Genomic DNA, 14,927 nt, shown 5'->3' with positions numbered 1-14,927 from the left:
CAGGAAGCGCCCCCATGCTGCCCGAGCAGGCCGAGCACGAGCTGCCGGCCGAACCCCAGCAGGACGGGGCGCCCCCCCTTGATGCGCCAGAGGCATCCGCCGCGCCTGCGGACGCGGCGATCGCCCGCCTGTACGGCGAGCCGCTCACGCGCCTGCCGACCGACCTGTACATCCCGCCCGATGCGCTGGAAGTCTTCCTCGACGCCTTCGAAGGTCCGCTCGACCTGCTGCTTTACCTGATCCGCAAGCAGAACTTCAATATCCTCGACATCCCGATGGCGCAGGTGACCCTGCAATACCTGAAGTATGTCGAGCAGATCCGCCAGCACAACCTGGAACTGGCCGCCGAATACCTGCTCATGGCGGCCATGCTCATCGAGATCAAGTCGCGCATGCTGCTGCCCAAGCGCCACGACGAGCTGGTCGAGGACGTGGGCGACCCGCGCGCGGAACTGGTGCGGCGCCTGCTGGAATACGAGCAGATCAAGGTGGCGGCGGTCAATCTCGGCAGCCTGCCGCAGGAAGGCCGCGACTTCGTGCGCCCGCAGCTGTTCGTGGAACAGGGCCTGGCGCCGAACCTGCCCGAAGTCGATCCCTGGGATTTGCAGCGCGCCTGGCTCGACGTCGTGCGCCGCGCCAAGCTGACCCAGCACCATCGGATCAGCCGCCAGGAACTGTCGGTACGCGAGCACATGTCGGCCATCCTGCGCACCCTGCAGTCGCAGCGCTTCGTGGAATTTTCCGAACTCTTCGCAGGCCAGCACACGGTGCCGATCGTGGTTGTACACTTTGTCGCCATGCTCGAACTTGCGAAGGAAACCTTGATCGAGATCACACAGGCGGAACCATTCGCGCCGATCTATGTCAGGCTGGCCTATTCTCCGGCTTGAGGCCGGTTACTTTCTTTGTACCAATAGCTCATGAAAATCATCTCCTCCATCGACGAATTGCGCGACCAGTTGCGCGGCCAGCTGCGCACCGCCTTCGTGCCGACGATGGGCAACCTGCACGAAGGCCATCTGTCCCTGATGCGACTGGCGCGCAGGCACGGCGACCCGGTGGTCGCCTCGATCTTCGTCAACCGCCTGCAGTTCGGCCCGAACGAGGATTTCGACAAATACCCGCGCACCTTCCAGGACGACGTGGCCAAGCTCGAGAAGGAAGGCGTCTATGTGCTGTTCGCGCCGACCGAGAAGGACATGTACCCGGAGCCCCAGGAATACCGCGTGCGCCCGCCTGACGGCCTGGGCAACACGCTGGAAGGCGAGTTCCGTCCCGGTTTCTTCGACGGCGTCTGCACGGTCGTGACCAAGCTGTTCTCCTGCGTGCAGCCGCGCGTTGCCGTGTTCGGCAAGAAGGATTACCAGCAGCTCATGATCATCCGGAACATGGCGCGCCAGTTTGCCATGCCGACCGAGATCATCGGCGCGGAAACCTTCCGCGCCGAGGATGGCCTGGCGCTGTCCTCGCGCAACGGCTACCTGTCCCCAAGCGAGCGGCTCGAGGCGCCGGCCCTGTACCGGCAGCTGAACGCGGTCGCCGCAGCGATGCGCGCGGGCGGGCAAGACCCGGTGGCGGTGGAGCGCGCGGCCATGGAAGCCCTCAGCGCGCGCGGCTGGAATCCGGACTATGTCTCGATCCGCAAGCAGATGGACTTGCGCGCGCCATCGGCGTCCGACCTGGCCGCCGGCGCCCCGCTGGTCGTGCTGGCCGCGGCCAAGCTGGGCGCCACCCGCCTGATCGACAACCTGGAAATTTGAGCTTAGCAAAAAACTATCTATGCTTGCGAAACTGCAATATCGGGAAGGAAGGCTGTATACTTGACCGCGCAGTGGGCTAGTTATCCAGGCAACTGCGCAACAACCAAGGAATTCGCCGTGAACGCAATCGCTACTCCCCAGATCCGCAAAGGCCCGCCCAAGCCCTCCGACGCCCTCAACCGCATCGGCGGCAAGGCCGAGCCGCATGAGATGCGCGACCCCTTCGACATCGGCGAAGCGCTGACCACGCTGTCGCTCTCGGGCGAACCGGTCACGGTGTTCCCGGCGGGCTGGATCGAGCCGCTGCTGGCGCGCATCGCCTCGGTGGACCCGGAACTGCCGCATTTCGTGATCGACTTCACCGGCAGCGAACTGCCTCCGAGCGGCAAGGCCACCCTGGTCGCCTCGCTGGGCGGCAATGCCAAGCTGCAGTTCGACCTCGAGCAGAAATGGACCACCCTGCCCGGCCAGGACATGCACGTGGCGGCCGAGTTCCCGAACGCCTGCATGGTGCTCAACCGCCGCGCCGCGCGCCGCGTCGAAACCCCCGTCGGCGTGAACTACACGGCTGTGTTCCGCTGCAACGGCAAGCTGGTCGACCTGCCGCTCTATGATTTTTCGGAAACCGGCGTCGGCCTGCGTGCCACGCCCGAGCAGGTGTTCGGGCTGCATGTGGGGAAGAAGCTCGACGGCGTGCGCCTCGAGCTCGGCCCGAACCTGACCCTGACGGCCGACCTGGAAGTGCGCCTGATGCGTCCCTTCCGCACCTTTCTGCTGGGCGAGCAGGTGCAGATCGGCTGCAGCTTCTCGGCGATTTCGATGCAGATGAAGCAGACGCTGGAGCGGTTCGTGACCAGCGGGGCGGTGGAGCGGCGCTCGGTGGCGCGCTAGACGTTTACGCTGCGCCAAGGACATTGGGGGAACACTGCCACCGGCAATGTTCCCCCAATTCGTTCTGGACCGTGCTGTTCCAGGCGCCTAGGCTGCCACGCTCTGCGCCCACGCCAGCGCCGACAAATGCGCCTTGTTCACGTCCTGCGGGCTGATGTCCAGCGAGGCCGCCAGCGAGGCCACCAGGTTCGAGTTGAGCTCGCAGGCTTCGGCCAGCGCCAGATAGGGCCCGTAGATGCCTTCGCGCGTGAGCAGGGCCTTGACCACCTCGTCCGGCAGCGGCACCGTCTCCAGCACCTCTTTCATCGGCAGGCCGAGCAGGCGGTCGAGCAGCGAAAACATGCCGGCGACGAACAGGTTCTCCCCTTCCCCCCGCGCCAGCGCCGTCTGGCCCAGCAGCTCGGCCAGGCGGCCGCGGATCACCGCCGTCTCCATCAGCACCGGCGAAAACCCGCTCTGGCTGGCCGTGGCCAGCAGCAGCACCAGCCAGCGGTACAGGGGCGCATAGCCCATCAGCGCGATCGCCTGGCGCAGGGTCTGCACCTCGCGTCCAGCGCCGAAGCCCGCCGAATTGATGAACTGCAGCAGCTTGTAGGTCAGTGCCGGATCGCGCTTGAGCACGTTCTCGATCTTGGGCACGTCTTCGTTGTTCTGCACCATCTGCATCAGCTGCAGGATGGTGCTCTGGGTGGCGTTCATGCCCTTGACCGCATTGCCCGGGCGCGGCGTCAGGTGCAGCTTGCCGACGAACGCGTCCAGGCCGAGCGCCGCGCAGGCATCGAAATCGGCCCAGGTGGTCACCGGACGGCCCACCATGCGCATCGCCGCGTGCTTGGCGGCGGCATAGGTGCGTGCCTGGGCCCCCACGTCGACGCCGGTGAACTGCACCTCGACATACGAGGCATAGGGCGAGAGGTTGCGGCCCAGCAGGTTGATGTCGGCCCCGCGGATCGACACGCCCACGCCGCCCACGCGCACGGCCGCCACCGCCGAACGCACGTTCGGGTCGGTCAGCTTGCGGATGTGCAGGGTCAGGACGGTGCGCTCGGGCGGCAGTGCGTGCAGTGCGTCGAGCGAGAGCATTTCCGGAACGGCGTCCAGGAACAGGATCTTGTCGCGCAACAGCCAGCCGTGCTCCGGATGCACGACATGCTCGGCGACGAAGCCGACCAGGTCTTCGAGCTCCTGGTCGGTGGGGATCTTGCCGTCGTTGTGCTGCCACGACAGCTCGTAGCCGATGACCCGCTGCTTCGGGTCGAGCAGCGGTTCACGGACAATGAAGTTTGTTTGGTGCATGTGGGCGCGTAATGAAACCTGTAACGAGGCCGGAAAGAAACCGCGGCCCGACGCGCGTCAGAAACCGAGGCTGTCGAGCAGGTCGTCGACCTGTCCCTGGTCGGCCACGACTTCCTGCTTGCCTTCCGGGTTGATCTGCGGACCGTTGAGCAGGCCGTTGTCGAGCTCGCGCTTGATTTCGTCCGGGGCGAAGTCGACCAGCACCTGCACCAGCTGCTGCTCGAGGTTTTGCGCGATGCCCGTGATGCGGCCGATCACCTGGCCGGTCAGGTCCTGGAAATCCTGGGCCATCATGATGTCCATCAGCTGCCCGCGGGTGGCCACTGCACCGGCGCGCGTCTCGTCCAGGCCGGCGACCGTGCGCTGCGCCAGCGCACGCCACTCAAGCTCGGTTGCGCCATTGTCCAGCAGCGCCTGCCAGGAGGCGGACAACTCGCCGGAGCGGGTCTCGATCGCATCCTGCACGGGGCCGGCCGCATCGGTCGCGTCCAGCACCTTCTTGGCGGCCTGTTCCGACAGGCGCGCGACGTAGTCGAGCCGGTCGCGGGCGTCGGGAATCTCGCTTGCCGCCTTCTCGATCAACTTGTCCAGGCCTAGGCCGCGCAGGCTCTCGTGGAGCGCGCGCGTCATGTGCCCGATCCGGCTCAGGACCTCTTCGTTGGAGGCCTGGACACTGTCGCCAGTCTGCTCAATCATCTCAGCCGGCCTTGTCCATTTTTTCGAAGATCTTGTTGAGCTTCTCGTCCAGCGTGGCCGCCGTGAACGGCTTGACCACGTAGCCGCTTGCGCCGGCCTGGGCCGCCGCGATGATGTTTTCCTTCTTGGCTTCGGCGGTGACCATCAGTACCGGCAGCTTGGCCAGTGCGGGATCGGCACGAATGTTCTGCAGCATGGTCAGGCCGTCCATGTTCGGCATGTTCCAGTCCGAGACCACGAAGTCGAACTGCTCGCTGCGCAGCTTGGCCAGGCCCATCACGCCGTCTTCGGCCTCGTCAACGTTGGCGTATCCCAATTCTTTCAACAGATTCCGGACGATGCGGCGCATCGTCGAGAAATCGTCAACAACCAGAAAACGCATCTTTGGATCAGCCATGAATTACTCCGTTGAATCTTCTACTTTGGTTTAAATGGTGGGCGCCGTGCCTGACCCGATCATGCAGCGTCGAGGGAACAGCGACAAGCAGCCTCAAGAATAGCATTTTTGTTGCCGTACGGCGATAAAATGGCAGCAATACACCAGCATCCGCATCAAACGCGCAACGCCCGGCTGCCTTGCGAGGCCAGATGTTCGAGCACCATGCGTGGCAATTGCTGCAAAGCACCCACTTCATGGGCGCCGCCGAGGGCGATTGCCTCGCGCGGCATGCCGAATACCACGCAGCTTGCCTCGTCCTGGGCAAAATTGTGCGCCCCCGCATTGCGCATGTCCAGCATGCCTGCGGCGCCATCCTTGCCCATGCCGGTCAGGATAACACCAACGGCGTTCTTGCCGGCCGCCTCGGCGGCACTGCGGAACAGCACGTCCACCGACGGACGATGCCGGTTGACCGGGGGGCCCTGGTCGAGCTTGGTCATGTAGTTGGCGCCGGACCTGGCCAGCAGCAGGTGCGAGTGGCCCGGCGCGATATATGCGTGGCCGGGCAGCACGCGCTCGTTGCCCTGGGACTCGACGACGCTGATCTTGCACAGCGAATCGAGCCGCTTGGCGAAGGAACTGGTGAAGCCTTCCGGCATATGCTGGGCGATCAGGATGCCCGGGCAGTCCGAGGGCATCTGCATCAGGAATTCGCGGATCGCCTCGGTGCCGCCGGTGGAGGCGCCGATGATGATCAGCTTTTCCGAGGAGATGAGCGGGCTGCGCAGGGCCGCCAGCTGGCTCGACGGCGCCGCCTGCTGCAGCGTGCGCGCCTTGACGCGGGCGCGCGAGGCGGCGCGGATCTTGTCGGCGATCAGTTCGGTGTACTCGCGCATGCCGGTCTGGATCGAGATCTTCGGCTTGGTGACGAAGTCCACGGCGCCCAGTTCCAGCGCGCGCATCGTGATTTCCGAGCCGCGCTCGGTCAGCGAAGACACCATCAGCACCGGCATCGGGCGCAGGCGCATCAGCTTTTCGAGGAAATCGAGGCCATCCATCTTCGGCATCTCGACGTCGAGCGTCAGCACGTCGGGGTTGTGGCGCTTGATCAGTTCGCGCGCCACCAGCGGATCGGGGGCCGTGGCCACCACTTCCATGTCGGGCTGGGAGTTGACGATCTCGCTCATCACGCTGCGGATCAGCGCGGAGTCGTCGACGATCAGTACCTTGATCATGCAGCGTCCTTTCAGAACAAATCGATGTCGCCGCCCACCGGCTCGACCTTGAGCCGCTTGGCGTAGTCGAGTTCGCGCTTGGCAAGCGTGTCGTTTTGGGTTTGCATCAGTTTCTTGACCAGGACCTTGCCGGTCTTCGGGAAGAAATACACCTTGCGCGGATAGATGTCGTTCAGGTCTTCGGCCAGCACCGGGAGGCGCTCGGTCTTGAGGAAATTCATCACAAAGGCGGCGTTGCGCTCGCCCACGTTCATCGCCGTGAAGCCGCGCAGCACGGCGCCGCCGCCGAACACCTTCGCTTCCAGGTGCTCGCGCCGCGCGCCCGCCTTGAGCAGGTCGTTGATCAGGATCTCCATCGCGAAGCTCCCGTAGCGCATCGAGGCCGACACCGGGTTGCTGACGTCGCCGCCGTCGGGCAGCATGAAGTGATTCATGCCCCCCAGGCCGGTGACGCGGTCGCGGATGCAGGCCGACACGCAAGAGCCGAGCACGGTCACGATCAGCATGTTCTTGCCGGTGTAGTAGTACTCGCCCGGCAGGATCTTGGCGGCGTCGCAATCGAAGGTGCGGTCGTAATAGACGTTGGTGGCAAACTGGTTGTTCATGGTCTGCTCACGCGCGGCTGGCGCGCCCTGCTCCGTCAAGCTCGTACACCGTCTTGCCGCGCAGGCGCAGCGCGTCCGACACGTACAGGAAGTTCTCGGAGTGGCCGGCGAACAGCAGCGCGTCCGGCTTCATCAGGGGCACGAAGCGCGCCAGGATCTTGCGCTGGGTGTCCTTGTCGAAGTAGATCATCACGTTGCGGCAGAAGATCGCATCGTACGGCCCCTCCAGCGGCCAGGCGTCGGCCAGCAGGTTCAGCGGACGGAAAGTAATCAGCTGGCGCAGCTCCGGGCGCACCCGGCCCATGCCTTCGTTGGCGCCCTTGCCGCGCATGAAGAAGCGCTTGAGGCGCTCGGGCGAGAGCTTTTCCATGCGCTCCATCGGATAGACCCCGGCGCCGGCCGTGGCCAGCACGTTGGTGTCGATGTCGGTGGCGATGATCTGCACGGGCGGATTGAGCGTGTCGAAGGCTTCGCAGGCCGTCATCGCGATCGAATACGGCTCTTCGCCGGTGGAGGCGGCCGAGCACCAGATCTTGATCGGCGCGCCGCTGCCCGCCTTGTGCCTGAGCCCCAGCAGGTGGTCCGCCAGCAGCGGGAAGTGGTGCGACTCGCGGAAGAACGAGGTCAGGTTGGTGGTGAGCGCGTTGGTGAACGACTCCCATTCGGACGCCATGCGCCCGGCCTCGAGGTCGTCGAGGTAGCGCACGAACGACTGGATGCCGGTGGCGCGCAGGCGCCGCGCCAGGCGGCTGTAGACCATTTCCTGCTTGCTGTCGGCCAGCGAGATGCCGGCGCGCTGGTAGATCAGCGCGCGAACCCGTTCGAAGTCACTCTTCGTGAAGTCGAATTCCTTGACCGTATCGGTTTTTTGCTGCGGCACGTGCTTACCTCGTCGATGCTGTGTGCCCGGTCGTCCGGGCCTGCGTTACTGTGTTGCGTGCCAAAACCGGTGGATAGGGCAGGCGGCATGGCCGCTTGCCGTACCGAGTCCATCAAGCAGCCAATTTGTCCATCAGGCCCATCTCGCCGGAGGACATCAGCTTGTCGATGTCCACCAGGATCAGCATGCGCTCGTCCACCGTGCCCAGGCCGATCATGTAGTCGGAATTGAAGGCGCTGCCCATTTCCGGGGCCGGCTTGATCTGGTCCGGGGTGAGCGTGGTGACGTCCGACACGCTGTCGACCACCATGCCCATGATGCGGCCGGCGATGTTCAGGATGATCACGACGGTGAACTGGTCGTAGACCGGGGTGCCGAGGTTGAACTTGATGCGCATGTCCACCACCGGGATGATGATGCCACGCAGGTTGATCACGCCCTTGATGAATTCCGGTGCGTTGGCGATGCGGGTCACCGCTTCGTAGCCGCGGATTTCCTGCACCTTCAGGATGTCGATGCCGTATTCTTCCCAACCGAGGGTAAAGGCCAGGAATTCGCTGCCAGCGCCATCGTGCGCGGCGCCGTCGGCCGGCTTGTGGGTTTGTACATTAGACATATTCAGGTCCTCTTGGTGTAAATGATTATAGGATGGCCGCGCCATCAACCAGCTGGCGCGACGAGCGCACCAGCGCGGCCACGTCCAGGATCAGGGCCACGCCGCCGTCGCCCAGGATGGTGGCGCCGGAAATGCCGGCCACCTTGCGGTAGTTCGCTTCCAGGTTCTTGACCACCACCTGCTGCTGGCCTACCAGCTCGTCCACGAACAGCGCCGCCTTCTTGCCCTCGGTCTCGAGGATCACGACGATGCCTTCGGCGGGATTGGTGATGCGCGGGGCGATCTCGAACATCTGGTACAGCGGGATCAGGGGCAGGTATTCGCCGCGCACCTTCAGCACGCTGCCGCGGCCGGCGATCTCGCGGATGTCGCTTGGTGCCGGCTGCAGCGACTCGACGACAAACGACAGCGGCAGGATGTAGATCTCGTCGCCGCTGCGGATCGACATGCCGTCGAGGATGGCGAGGGTGAGTGGCAGCGAGATCGAGATCGTGGTGCCGAAGCCGCGCGCCGAACGGATGTCGACCGTGCCGCCCATGGCCATGATGTTGCGCTTGACGACATCCATGCCCACGCCGCGGCCCGACACGTCGGTCACCTGCTCGGCGGTCGAGAAGCCCGGCGCGAAGATCAGCTGCCAGACGTCCGAATCGCTCATGTTGTCCGACACCGGCAGGCCGTTTTGAAGGGCCTTGGCCAGGATGCGCTCGCGGTTCAGCCCCCCGCCGTCGTCCGCCACCTCGATGACGATGTTGCCGCCCTGGTGGCCGGCCGACAGGAACAGGCGCCCTGCTTCCGACTTGCCGCTTGCCACGCGCGCGGCCGGCATCTCGATGCCGTGGTCGATGCTGTTTCTCACCAGGTGGGTCAGCGGGTCGACGATGCGCTCGATCAGGCCCTTGTCCAGTTCCGTCGCCGCGCCGTTGGTGATGAAATCGACCTTCTTGCCCAGTTTCGAGGCCAGGTCGCGCACCATGCGCGGGAAGCGCGAGAACACGAAGTCCATCGGCATCATGCGGATCGACATGACCGCTTCCTGCAGCTCGCGCGTGTTGCGCCCGAGCTGGCTGATGGAATTGAGCAGGCGCTCGTTGGCCATCGGGTCCAGGTTGCTGCTGCGCTGCTCGAGCATGGCGTTGGTGATCACCAGCTCGCCGATCAGGTTGATCAGCTGGTCGACCTTCTCGACCGAGACGCGGATCGACGAGGATTCGGCGCCCGGGTCCTTCCTGGCCACTTTCTTCTCGGCGGCCAGCTCGGACACTTCGATCGGCTCCGGACGCTGCACCGAGGCCACCTGCTGCGGCGCCTCGGCGACGATGCCGGCTTGCGCGCGGATCTGCTCGATCGGCTGGAAGAAGCCGTAGCCGCGCTCGTCGTCGGACAGGTCGTCCTCGACCTTGCCGGCCGCATCGTCGTCGAAGTCGAAGAAGCCGTAGCCCTGGTCGTTCTCGATGCGCTTGCGCTCGGCCGCTTCCACTGCGCGCTGTTCGGGCGTGAGGGCCGGCGCCTCGAAGATCTTCAGGTCTTCGGGGTTGAGCACGAAGGAGCAGATCGCGATGACGTCGTCCAGGCTTTCGTGGGTGGTGATGACGATGGCGCTGCGCCCGCCGTCGAGCGGCGTGACCTTGGCGCGGCCCATCAGGCCCAGTTCGTCGACCAGGGCGGTAATGTCGCGCTGCTCGACCGGCGGCAGCTCGATCCTGTAGCGGTGCGCGCCTTCGACCTGGTGGTGGGTCTTCGCTTCGGCCGTCAGGTAGGACGCCGCGACCACGGGCGCCTGCGGCACCAGGCCCTCGGCCAGGTCGTGCAGCACCATGCGCACGTTGGCGACGGCTTCCTGGTCGACCGTGGCGCCATGGCGGTGGCCGTCGAGCTGCATCTTGAGGCTGTCCTTGGCCGCCAAAAAGGCGTCCACGTGGTTCGAGGTCAGCGCCATCTCGCCCTTGCGGATGCGGTCCAGCAGCGACTCGAGCACGTGCGTGACTTCGCTCATGTCGCTCAAGCCGAAGGTCGACGCCCCGCCCTTGACCGAGTGGGCGGTGCGGAAGATCGCGTTCAGGTCTTCGGGGTCGGGCTGTGCCACGTCGACGCCCAGCAGCAGCCGTTCCATTTCGGCGAGCAGCTCTTCTGCCTCGTCGAAAAAGACCTGGTAAAACTGGCTGATGTCGATCGTCATGATGCTATCCCTTGTGTGGCCCGCTGCGTCATCGCTTAGCCAATGACTTTTTTAACGACTTCGATGAGGCGCTGCGGATCGAAAGGCTTGACCAGCCAGCCATTGGCGCCGGCGGCGCGGCCCTTGGCCTTCATCTCGTCCGACGATTCGGTGGTCAGCATCAGGATCGGGGTCTTGGCGTAGTTCGGCAGCGTGCGCAGCGTCTTGATCAGGGCCAGGCCGTCCATGCGCGGCATGTTCTGGTCGGTCAGCACCAGGTCCACGCTCTGCAGCTTGGCCTTGTCCAGGCCATCCTGGCCGTCGACGGCCTCGACCACGTTATAGCCAGCGGCCTTGAGACTGAACGCCACCATCTGGCGCAGCGAACTGGAATCGTCGACCGCGAGAATCGTTTTTGCCATGTTTTGCTCCTGCTGTTTTAAGTCCGGAGATCCGGTTATAGGTATGGTGGCCGTCGCACTCAGAAGAGTTCGATGTCCCCGCTTTCGAGATGCTGCTGTTCGACCGACTTGCGCAGCATGCTGCGCAGTTCGAGCGACTGGATCGCCAGCGCCATGCTGACCTTGCCGAGGCGCTCGACGATTTCGTCGCTGTCCGTTTCCGGTGCGATGTTCGCGCCATGTTCGCTCAGCGTGCCGAGGAATTCGCGCAGGCCGGCCACCCGGCGCAGCGTGCGGTCGATCAGCTGGCTGGTCATGTCCTGGAACTGCATGCTGGTGATCGCCGTGTTCACGTGCTGGCCGATTTCGCCGGACATGTCGGCCAGGTGGGCGCTGTCCTCCGCGCTCGGGGTGCCGCCCGCCAGCAGGCGGTTGATCGCTTCCTGGCGGGTGCCGACGGCCGAATGGATCGCCATGAAGCTGCTGGTGAGCTTGTCGATGGCTTCTTCCAGCAGCAGTTCGGTCTGCAGCAGGTCGGTCTCGACCTCGTTCAGGTGGCGGCGGCCGTGCACGGCCACGCCCGAGAGCAGGCGCTTCACGTGCGAACCGAGTATCTTTTTTCTTGTCATTGTCATTCTCCTGGCCGGCTAGTTCTTCACCGGCGCGCCGGCGGCGGCGAGGGCTGCTTCGGCTGCCGCCGCGGGTTGCTGCGCGGGCACCTCGATGCTGGCGTTGTCGCGCTGGACAGCCTCCTCGGTGCGCTTGTTCATCACGATGATGCTGATGCGGCGGTTGATCGGGTTGAACGGGTCGGCGCGGTCGAGGTGGGCGGCCGCGGCCAGGCCCACCACGCGCAGCACCTTGTCGTCCGACAGCCCGCCGCGCACCAGTTCGCGGCGCGAGGCGTTGGCGCGGTCGGCCGACAGTTCCCAGTTGCTGTAGCCGGCGTCGCTCACATAGGGCGTCGAGTCGGTGTGGCCCGACAGGCCGATCTTGTTCGGCACTTCGTTGAGCACCATGCCGATCACGTTCAGGATTTCGCGGGTATAGGGCTGCACCTCGGCACGGGCCAGCGCGAACATCGGGCGGTTCTGCTCGTCCACGATCTGGATCCGCAGGCCTTCGCTGGTGATATCGAGCAGCATCTGGTTCTTGTACTTCTTGAGCAGCGGGTTGACCTCGATGACCGACTCGATCTTGGACTTGAGCGACTGCAGGCGGTCGGCTTCGGCCTTGGCCACCTGGGCCTTGGCTGCTTCCAGGTTGTAGGTCTTGGAACTCGGGTCGATGTCGCCCTTCTTCACTTGTCCGTTGCGGCGCGTGAGGTCGGTGCCGCCGCCCTTGATGACCGAGGACGAGTCGCCGGAACCGGAGCCGCCCGCCATCGCCACCTTCAGCGGCGTCGCGAAGTATTCGGCGATGCCGTTCAGGTCGCCCTTGGCGGTCGAGCCGAGCAGCCACATGAGCAGGAAGAAGGCCATCATCGCCGTCACGAAGTCGGCGTAGGCGATCTTCCAGGCGCCGCCGTGGTGGCCGGCGGCGACCTTCTTGATGCGCTTGACGACGATGGGGCGCATGCCTTCATCGGCCATGGCGCCCTCCCGTCGTCAAGTCAGTGGAGTGAACAGGCATCGCGCGCTTATTTCTTCTTCTTGATGTGTTCTTCGAGCTCGGCGAAGGTCGGGCGCTCGGTCGAGTACAGCACCTTGCGGCCGAATTCGACGGCCAGCGCCGGCGCATAGCCGTTCAGGCTCGCCAGCAGCGTGACTTTCACGCACTGGAACATCTTGGTAGATTCCTCGAGTTTTTGTTCGAGGATGTTCCCCAGCGGGCTGACAAACGCGTAAGCCAGCAGGATGCCCAGGAAGGTGCCGACCAGCGCCTTCGCGATCAGGATGCCCAGCTCGGCCGGCGGCAGGCCCACCGATTCCATCGTGTGCACCACGCCCATGACGGCGGCGACGATACCGAAAGCCGGCAGGCCGTCGCCGATCTTGGCGATCACGTGCGCGGGAATCGCGCCTTCGTGGTGGTGGGTCTCGATCTCGTTGTCCATCAGGTTTTCGATCTGCATCGCGTCCATGTTCCCCGACACCATCAGGCGCAGGTAGTCGGTCATGAATTCGATGATGTGATGGTCGGCCAGCACGGCCGGGTACTTGGAAAACAGGGGCGAGGCGTCCGGCGCCTCGATGTCGCCTTCGATCGACATCAGGCCTTCCTTGCGCACTTTCGACAGCACGTCGAATTGCAGCGCCATCAGCTCCATATACATGTCGCGCGTGTACTGCGAACCCTTGAAGATGCTCGGGAAGGCCTTGGCGGTGGCCTTGACGTTCTTCATGGTGTTACCGACGAAGAAGGCGCCGACGGCGGCGCCGCCGATCATCAGGAGCTCGATCGGTTGCCACAGCGAAGCCAGGTGACCGCCGGCCAGGGCGAAGCCGCCGAAGACGCTGGCGCAGACGATGACGTAACCGATAATGACTAACAAGGGAATCCCGCTCCAGAAAGGCCGGGAAACGTTCCGCCGGCTCGCCAAACTAAAAAAGTGATTTCAAGCAAAGTTGATGCAGGGAACCACTCTATCGGGAGAATGGGCTACGGGCAAGCAAAAAGGCCGCTTTTGTCGCCTAAAAGTGCCAGATATGAAGGGCTGGGCCACCCTCTGTGGGATAGACGGTACGGTTCGGTAAACGATCGTCAATGCCGAATTCGTAACTGACCAGGATTGACCCGCGTTGCATTTCGCGCGCTGCCTTGCGCCAGAGGGCCGGCATGGCTGCCGGCGAGAGGTAGGCGAAGACCAGGTCGAAGCGGGAAAAGTCGAGCCGGTTGTAGTCGCCTCGCATGAAACGCGCACCGCTGCTCGAGAGCCGCGCGCGCAGGCTGCTGACGAACCAGGGCAGCGGCGCCAGCTCGATGCCCGTCGCCTCGATGCCGGGACGGCGCGCCTGTAGGTCCAGCACCAGGCCGCCCAGCCCGCTGCCGATGTCGATCACGCGCACCCTGCCCTCGGCCGGCAGCAGGGCGGCGACCGCATCCCACACGCGGCGGTTGGACGGGTAATACGGCACCTGGGTGCGGTAAGTCGACCAGTACAGCAGCAGCAGGAACAGGAAGATGGCGAGGAAGACCAGGGGCGGGACCGCCAGCTGGACCGTGCCGTACAGGGCCGGCGGGAACAGCAGCTGGATGAGGCGCCACCAGCTGGCCAGGCCCCGCCACCAGGTCAGGCCGGCGGCGAGCACGCCCTGCACCAGGGCGACGACAAGGTAGGACATCGGCAGGCCGCTGCTGGCCAGCAGCCAGACGCTCGCCAGGGTCAGGGGGAAAGCAGCGACCTGCAGCAGCAGCGCCGCAACGGCGGGTTTCACTCGGCCTGGTTGGCCGCCGCGTCGCGGGCGTCCTGCGCGTCCTGGGCGTCTTTCGCGTCCTTGGCCTTGCGCGTCTTGCCGGCGCGCGAAGGCATGTGGCACAGGCCGCACAGGTAGTCGGCATTCAGGTCGAGGGCGTTGACGATGAACTTGCCCTGGCACTTGCCGCAAGGGGCCAGTACCAGCATGCCGCTCTGGAAGAAGCGCACCAGGGTCCAGGCGCGTGTGAGCGACAGCAGCGGCTCTTCGCCCGGCTCGGGGGGCATTTGTTCGAGGTAGAGCTTGTAGGCCTTCATCACTGCCTGGATGCCGGTGGCGCCGGCATGGTCGACCAGGAAGTCATGGATATTGATGAAGAGCGAGGAATGGATGTTCGGCTGCCAGGTCAGGAACCAGTCCGTGGAAAACGGCAGCATGCCCTTGGGCGGAGAGACGCCCTTGAGTTCCTTGTAGAGCTTGAGCAGGCGCTCGCGGGAAAGCGAGACTTCGGTTTCGAGCAGCTGGAGGCGCGCGCCCAGGTTGATCAGCTCGATGGCAAGCCCGATTTCCTGCGCTTCGGATACGACGCTTTTCTTGCTCATATGTTCCCGCCCTGCGTGTCACGTGCGTTGCAGCCCCGGCGGAGCCGCAGTA

At 64.7% G+C, this 14,927-nt stretch carries 17 protein-coding genes; 3 read left to right on the top strand and 14 right to left on the bottom strand.

Going from position 1 to position 14,927, the window contains the following annotated elements; genetic code table 11:
• The first annotated feature begins 14 nt into the window (after positions 1-14).
• The 3 genes from AC3XQU_RS17545 (at position 15) to AC3XQU_RS17535 (ending at position 2,651) form a co-directional block, all read left to right on the top strand.
• A complete protein-coding gene (locus AC3XQU_RS17545) occupies positions 15-890 on the top strand; it encodes a segregation and condensation protein A (protein WP_489875451.1) in 876 nt (291 codons plus the stop codon).
• Positions 891-920: 30 nt separating this feature from the next.
• Positions 921-1,760 (top strand): pantoate--beta-alanine ligase, encoded by an 840-nt coding sequence (gene panC / locus AC3XQU_RS17540; protein WP_489875450.1) that lies wholly within the window; start codon positions 921-923, stop codon positions 1,758-1,760.
• 117 nt (positions 1,761-1,877) lie between these two features.
• Positions 1,878-2,651 (top strand): flagellar brake protein, encoded by a 774-nt coding sequence (locus AC3XQU_RS17535; protein ID WP_489875449.1) that lies wholly within the window; start codon positions 1,878-1,880, stop codon positions 2,649-2,651.
• Positions 2,652-2,738: 87 nt separating this feature from the next.
• Here AC3XQU_RS17535 and AC3XQU_RS17530 read toward each other — a convergent pair whose 3' ends face one another.
• The 14 genes from AC3XQU_RS17530 to flhC form a co-directional block, all read right to left on the bottom strand.
• Positions 2,739-3,947, bottom strand: a complete 1,209-nt coding sequence (locus AC3XQU_RS17530; RefSeq protein WP_489875448.1) for an EAL and HDOD domain-containing protein — start codon at positions 3,945-3,947, stop codon at positions 2,739-2,741.
• Positions 3,948-4,004: 57 nt separating this feature from the next.
• Complete coding sequence (gene cheZ, locus AC3XQU_RS17525; protein ID WP_489875447.1) at positions 4,005-4,643, bottom strand: protein phosphatase CheZ; 639 nt, start codon at positions 4,641-4,643, stop codon at positions 4,005-4,007.
• Between the two features lies 1 nt (position 4,644).
• Positions 4,645-5,040 (bottom strand): chemotaxis response regulator CheY, encoded by a 396-nt coding sequence (gene cheY / locus AC3XQU_RS17520; protein ID WP_171081109.1) that lies wholly within the window; start codon positions 5,038-5,040, stop codon positions 4,645-4,647.
• A 155-nt stretch (positions 5,041-5,195) separates the two neighbouring features.
• Complete coding sequence (locus AC3XQU_RS17515; RefSeq protein ID WP_489875446.1) at positions 5,196-6,257, bottom strand: protein-glutamate methylesterase/protein-glutamine glutaminase; 1,062 nt, start codon at positions 6,255-6,257, stop codon at positions 5,196-5,198.
• Positions 6,258-6,268: 11 nt separating this feature from the next.
• A complete protein-coding gene (cheD, locus tag AC3XQU_RS17510) occupies positions 6,269-6,862 on the bottom strand; it encodes a chemoreceptor glutamine deamidase CheD (RefSeq protein WP_489875445.1) in 594 nt (197 codons plus the stop codon).
• 7 nt (positions 6,863-6,869) lie between these two features.
• Positions 6,870-7,742 (bottom strand): CheR family methyltransferase, encoded by an 873-nt coding sequence (locus tag AC3XQU_RS17505; protein WP_489875444.1) that lies wholly within the window; start codon positions 7,740-7,742, stop codon positions 6,870-6,872.
• Positions 7,743-7,854: 112 nt separating this feature from the next.
• The gene (locus AC3XQU_RS17500) at positions 7,855-8,358 is read right to left on the bottom strand and encodes a chemotaxis protein CheW (RefSeq protein ID WP_489875443.1); all 504 of its coding nucleotides are present in this window, start codon (positions 8,356-8,358) and stop codon (positions 7,855-7,857) included.
• 25 nt (positions 8,359-8,383) lie between these two features.
• Positions 8,384-10,537 (bottom strand): chemotaxis protein CheA, encoded by a 2,154-nt coding sequence (gene cheA / locus AC3XQU_RS17495; protein ID WP_489875442.1) that lies wholly within the window; start codon positions 10,535-10,537, stop codon positions 8,384-8,386.
• Positions 10,538-10,572: 35 nt separating this feature from the next.
• Complete coding sequence (locus tag AC3XQU_RS17490; protein WP_436105262.1) at positions 10,573-10,938, bottom strand: response regulator; 366 nt, start codon at positions 10,936-10,938, stop codon at positions 10,573-10,575.
• 59 nt (positions 10,939-10,997) lie between these two features.
• A complete protein-coding gene (locus tag AC3XQU_RS17485) occupies positions 10,998-11,546 on the bottom strand; it encodes a chemotaxis protein (RefSeq protein WP_489875441.1) in 549 nt (182 codons plus the stop codon).
• Between the two features lie 18 nt (positions 11,547-11,564).
• Positions 11,565-12,509 (bottom strand): flagellar motor protein MotB, encoded by a 945-nt coding sequence (gene motB / locus AC3XQU_RS17480; protein ID WP_489875440.1) that lies wholly within the window; start codon positions 12,507-12,509, stop codon positions 11,565-11,567.
• A 47-nt stretch (positions 12,510-12,556) separates the two neighbouring features.
• Positions 12,557-13,411 (bottom strand): flagellar motor stator protein MotA, encoded by an 855-nt coding sequence (motA, locus tag AC3XQU_RS17475; RefSeq protein ID WP_489875439.1) that lies wholly within the window; start codon positions 13,409-13,411, stop codon positions 12,557-12,559.
• A 139-nt stretch (positions 13,412-13,550) separates the two neighbouring features.
• Positions 13,551-14,294 carry a class I SAM-dependent methyltransferase gene (locus AC3XQU_RS17470; protein ID WP_489875438.1) on the bottom strand — a complete coding sequence of 248 codons (744 nt, stop codon included), beginning with the start codon at positions 14,292-14,294 and terminating at the stop codon, positions 13,551-13,553.
• The gene (flhC, locus tag AC3XQU_RS17465) at positions 14,291-14,875 is read right to left on the bottom strand and encodes a flagellar transcriptional regulator FlhC (RefSeq protein WP_489875437.1); all 585 of its coding nucleotides are present in this window, start codon (positions 14,873-14,875) and stop codon (positions 14,291-14,293) included. Before flhC ends, AC3XQU_RS17470 begins: the two co-directional genes overlap by 4 nt.
• Positions 14,876-14,927: the final 52 nt, after the last annotated feature.

The organism is Telluria sp. AZSoR62, from assembly GCF_058111565.1.
The sequence above is the reverse complement of the archived record's forward strand: the minus strand, read 5'-3'. Positions and strand labels throughout refer to the sequence as shown.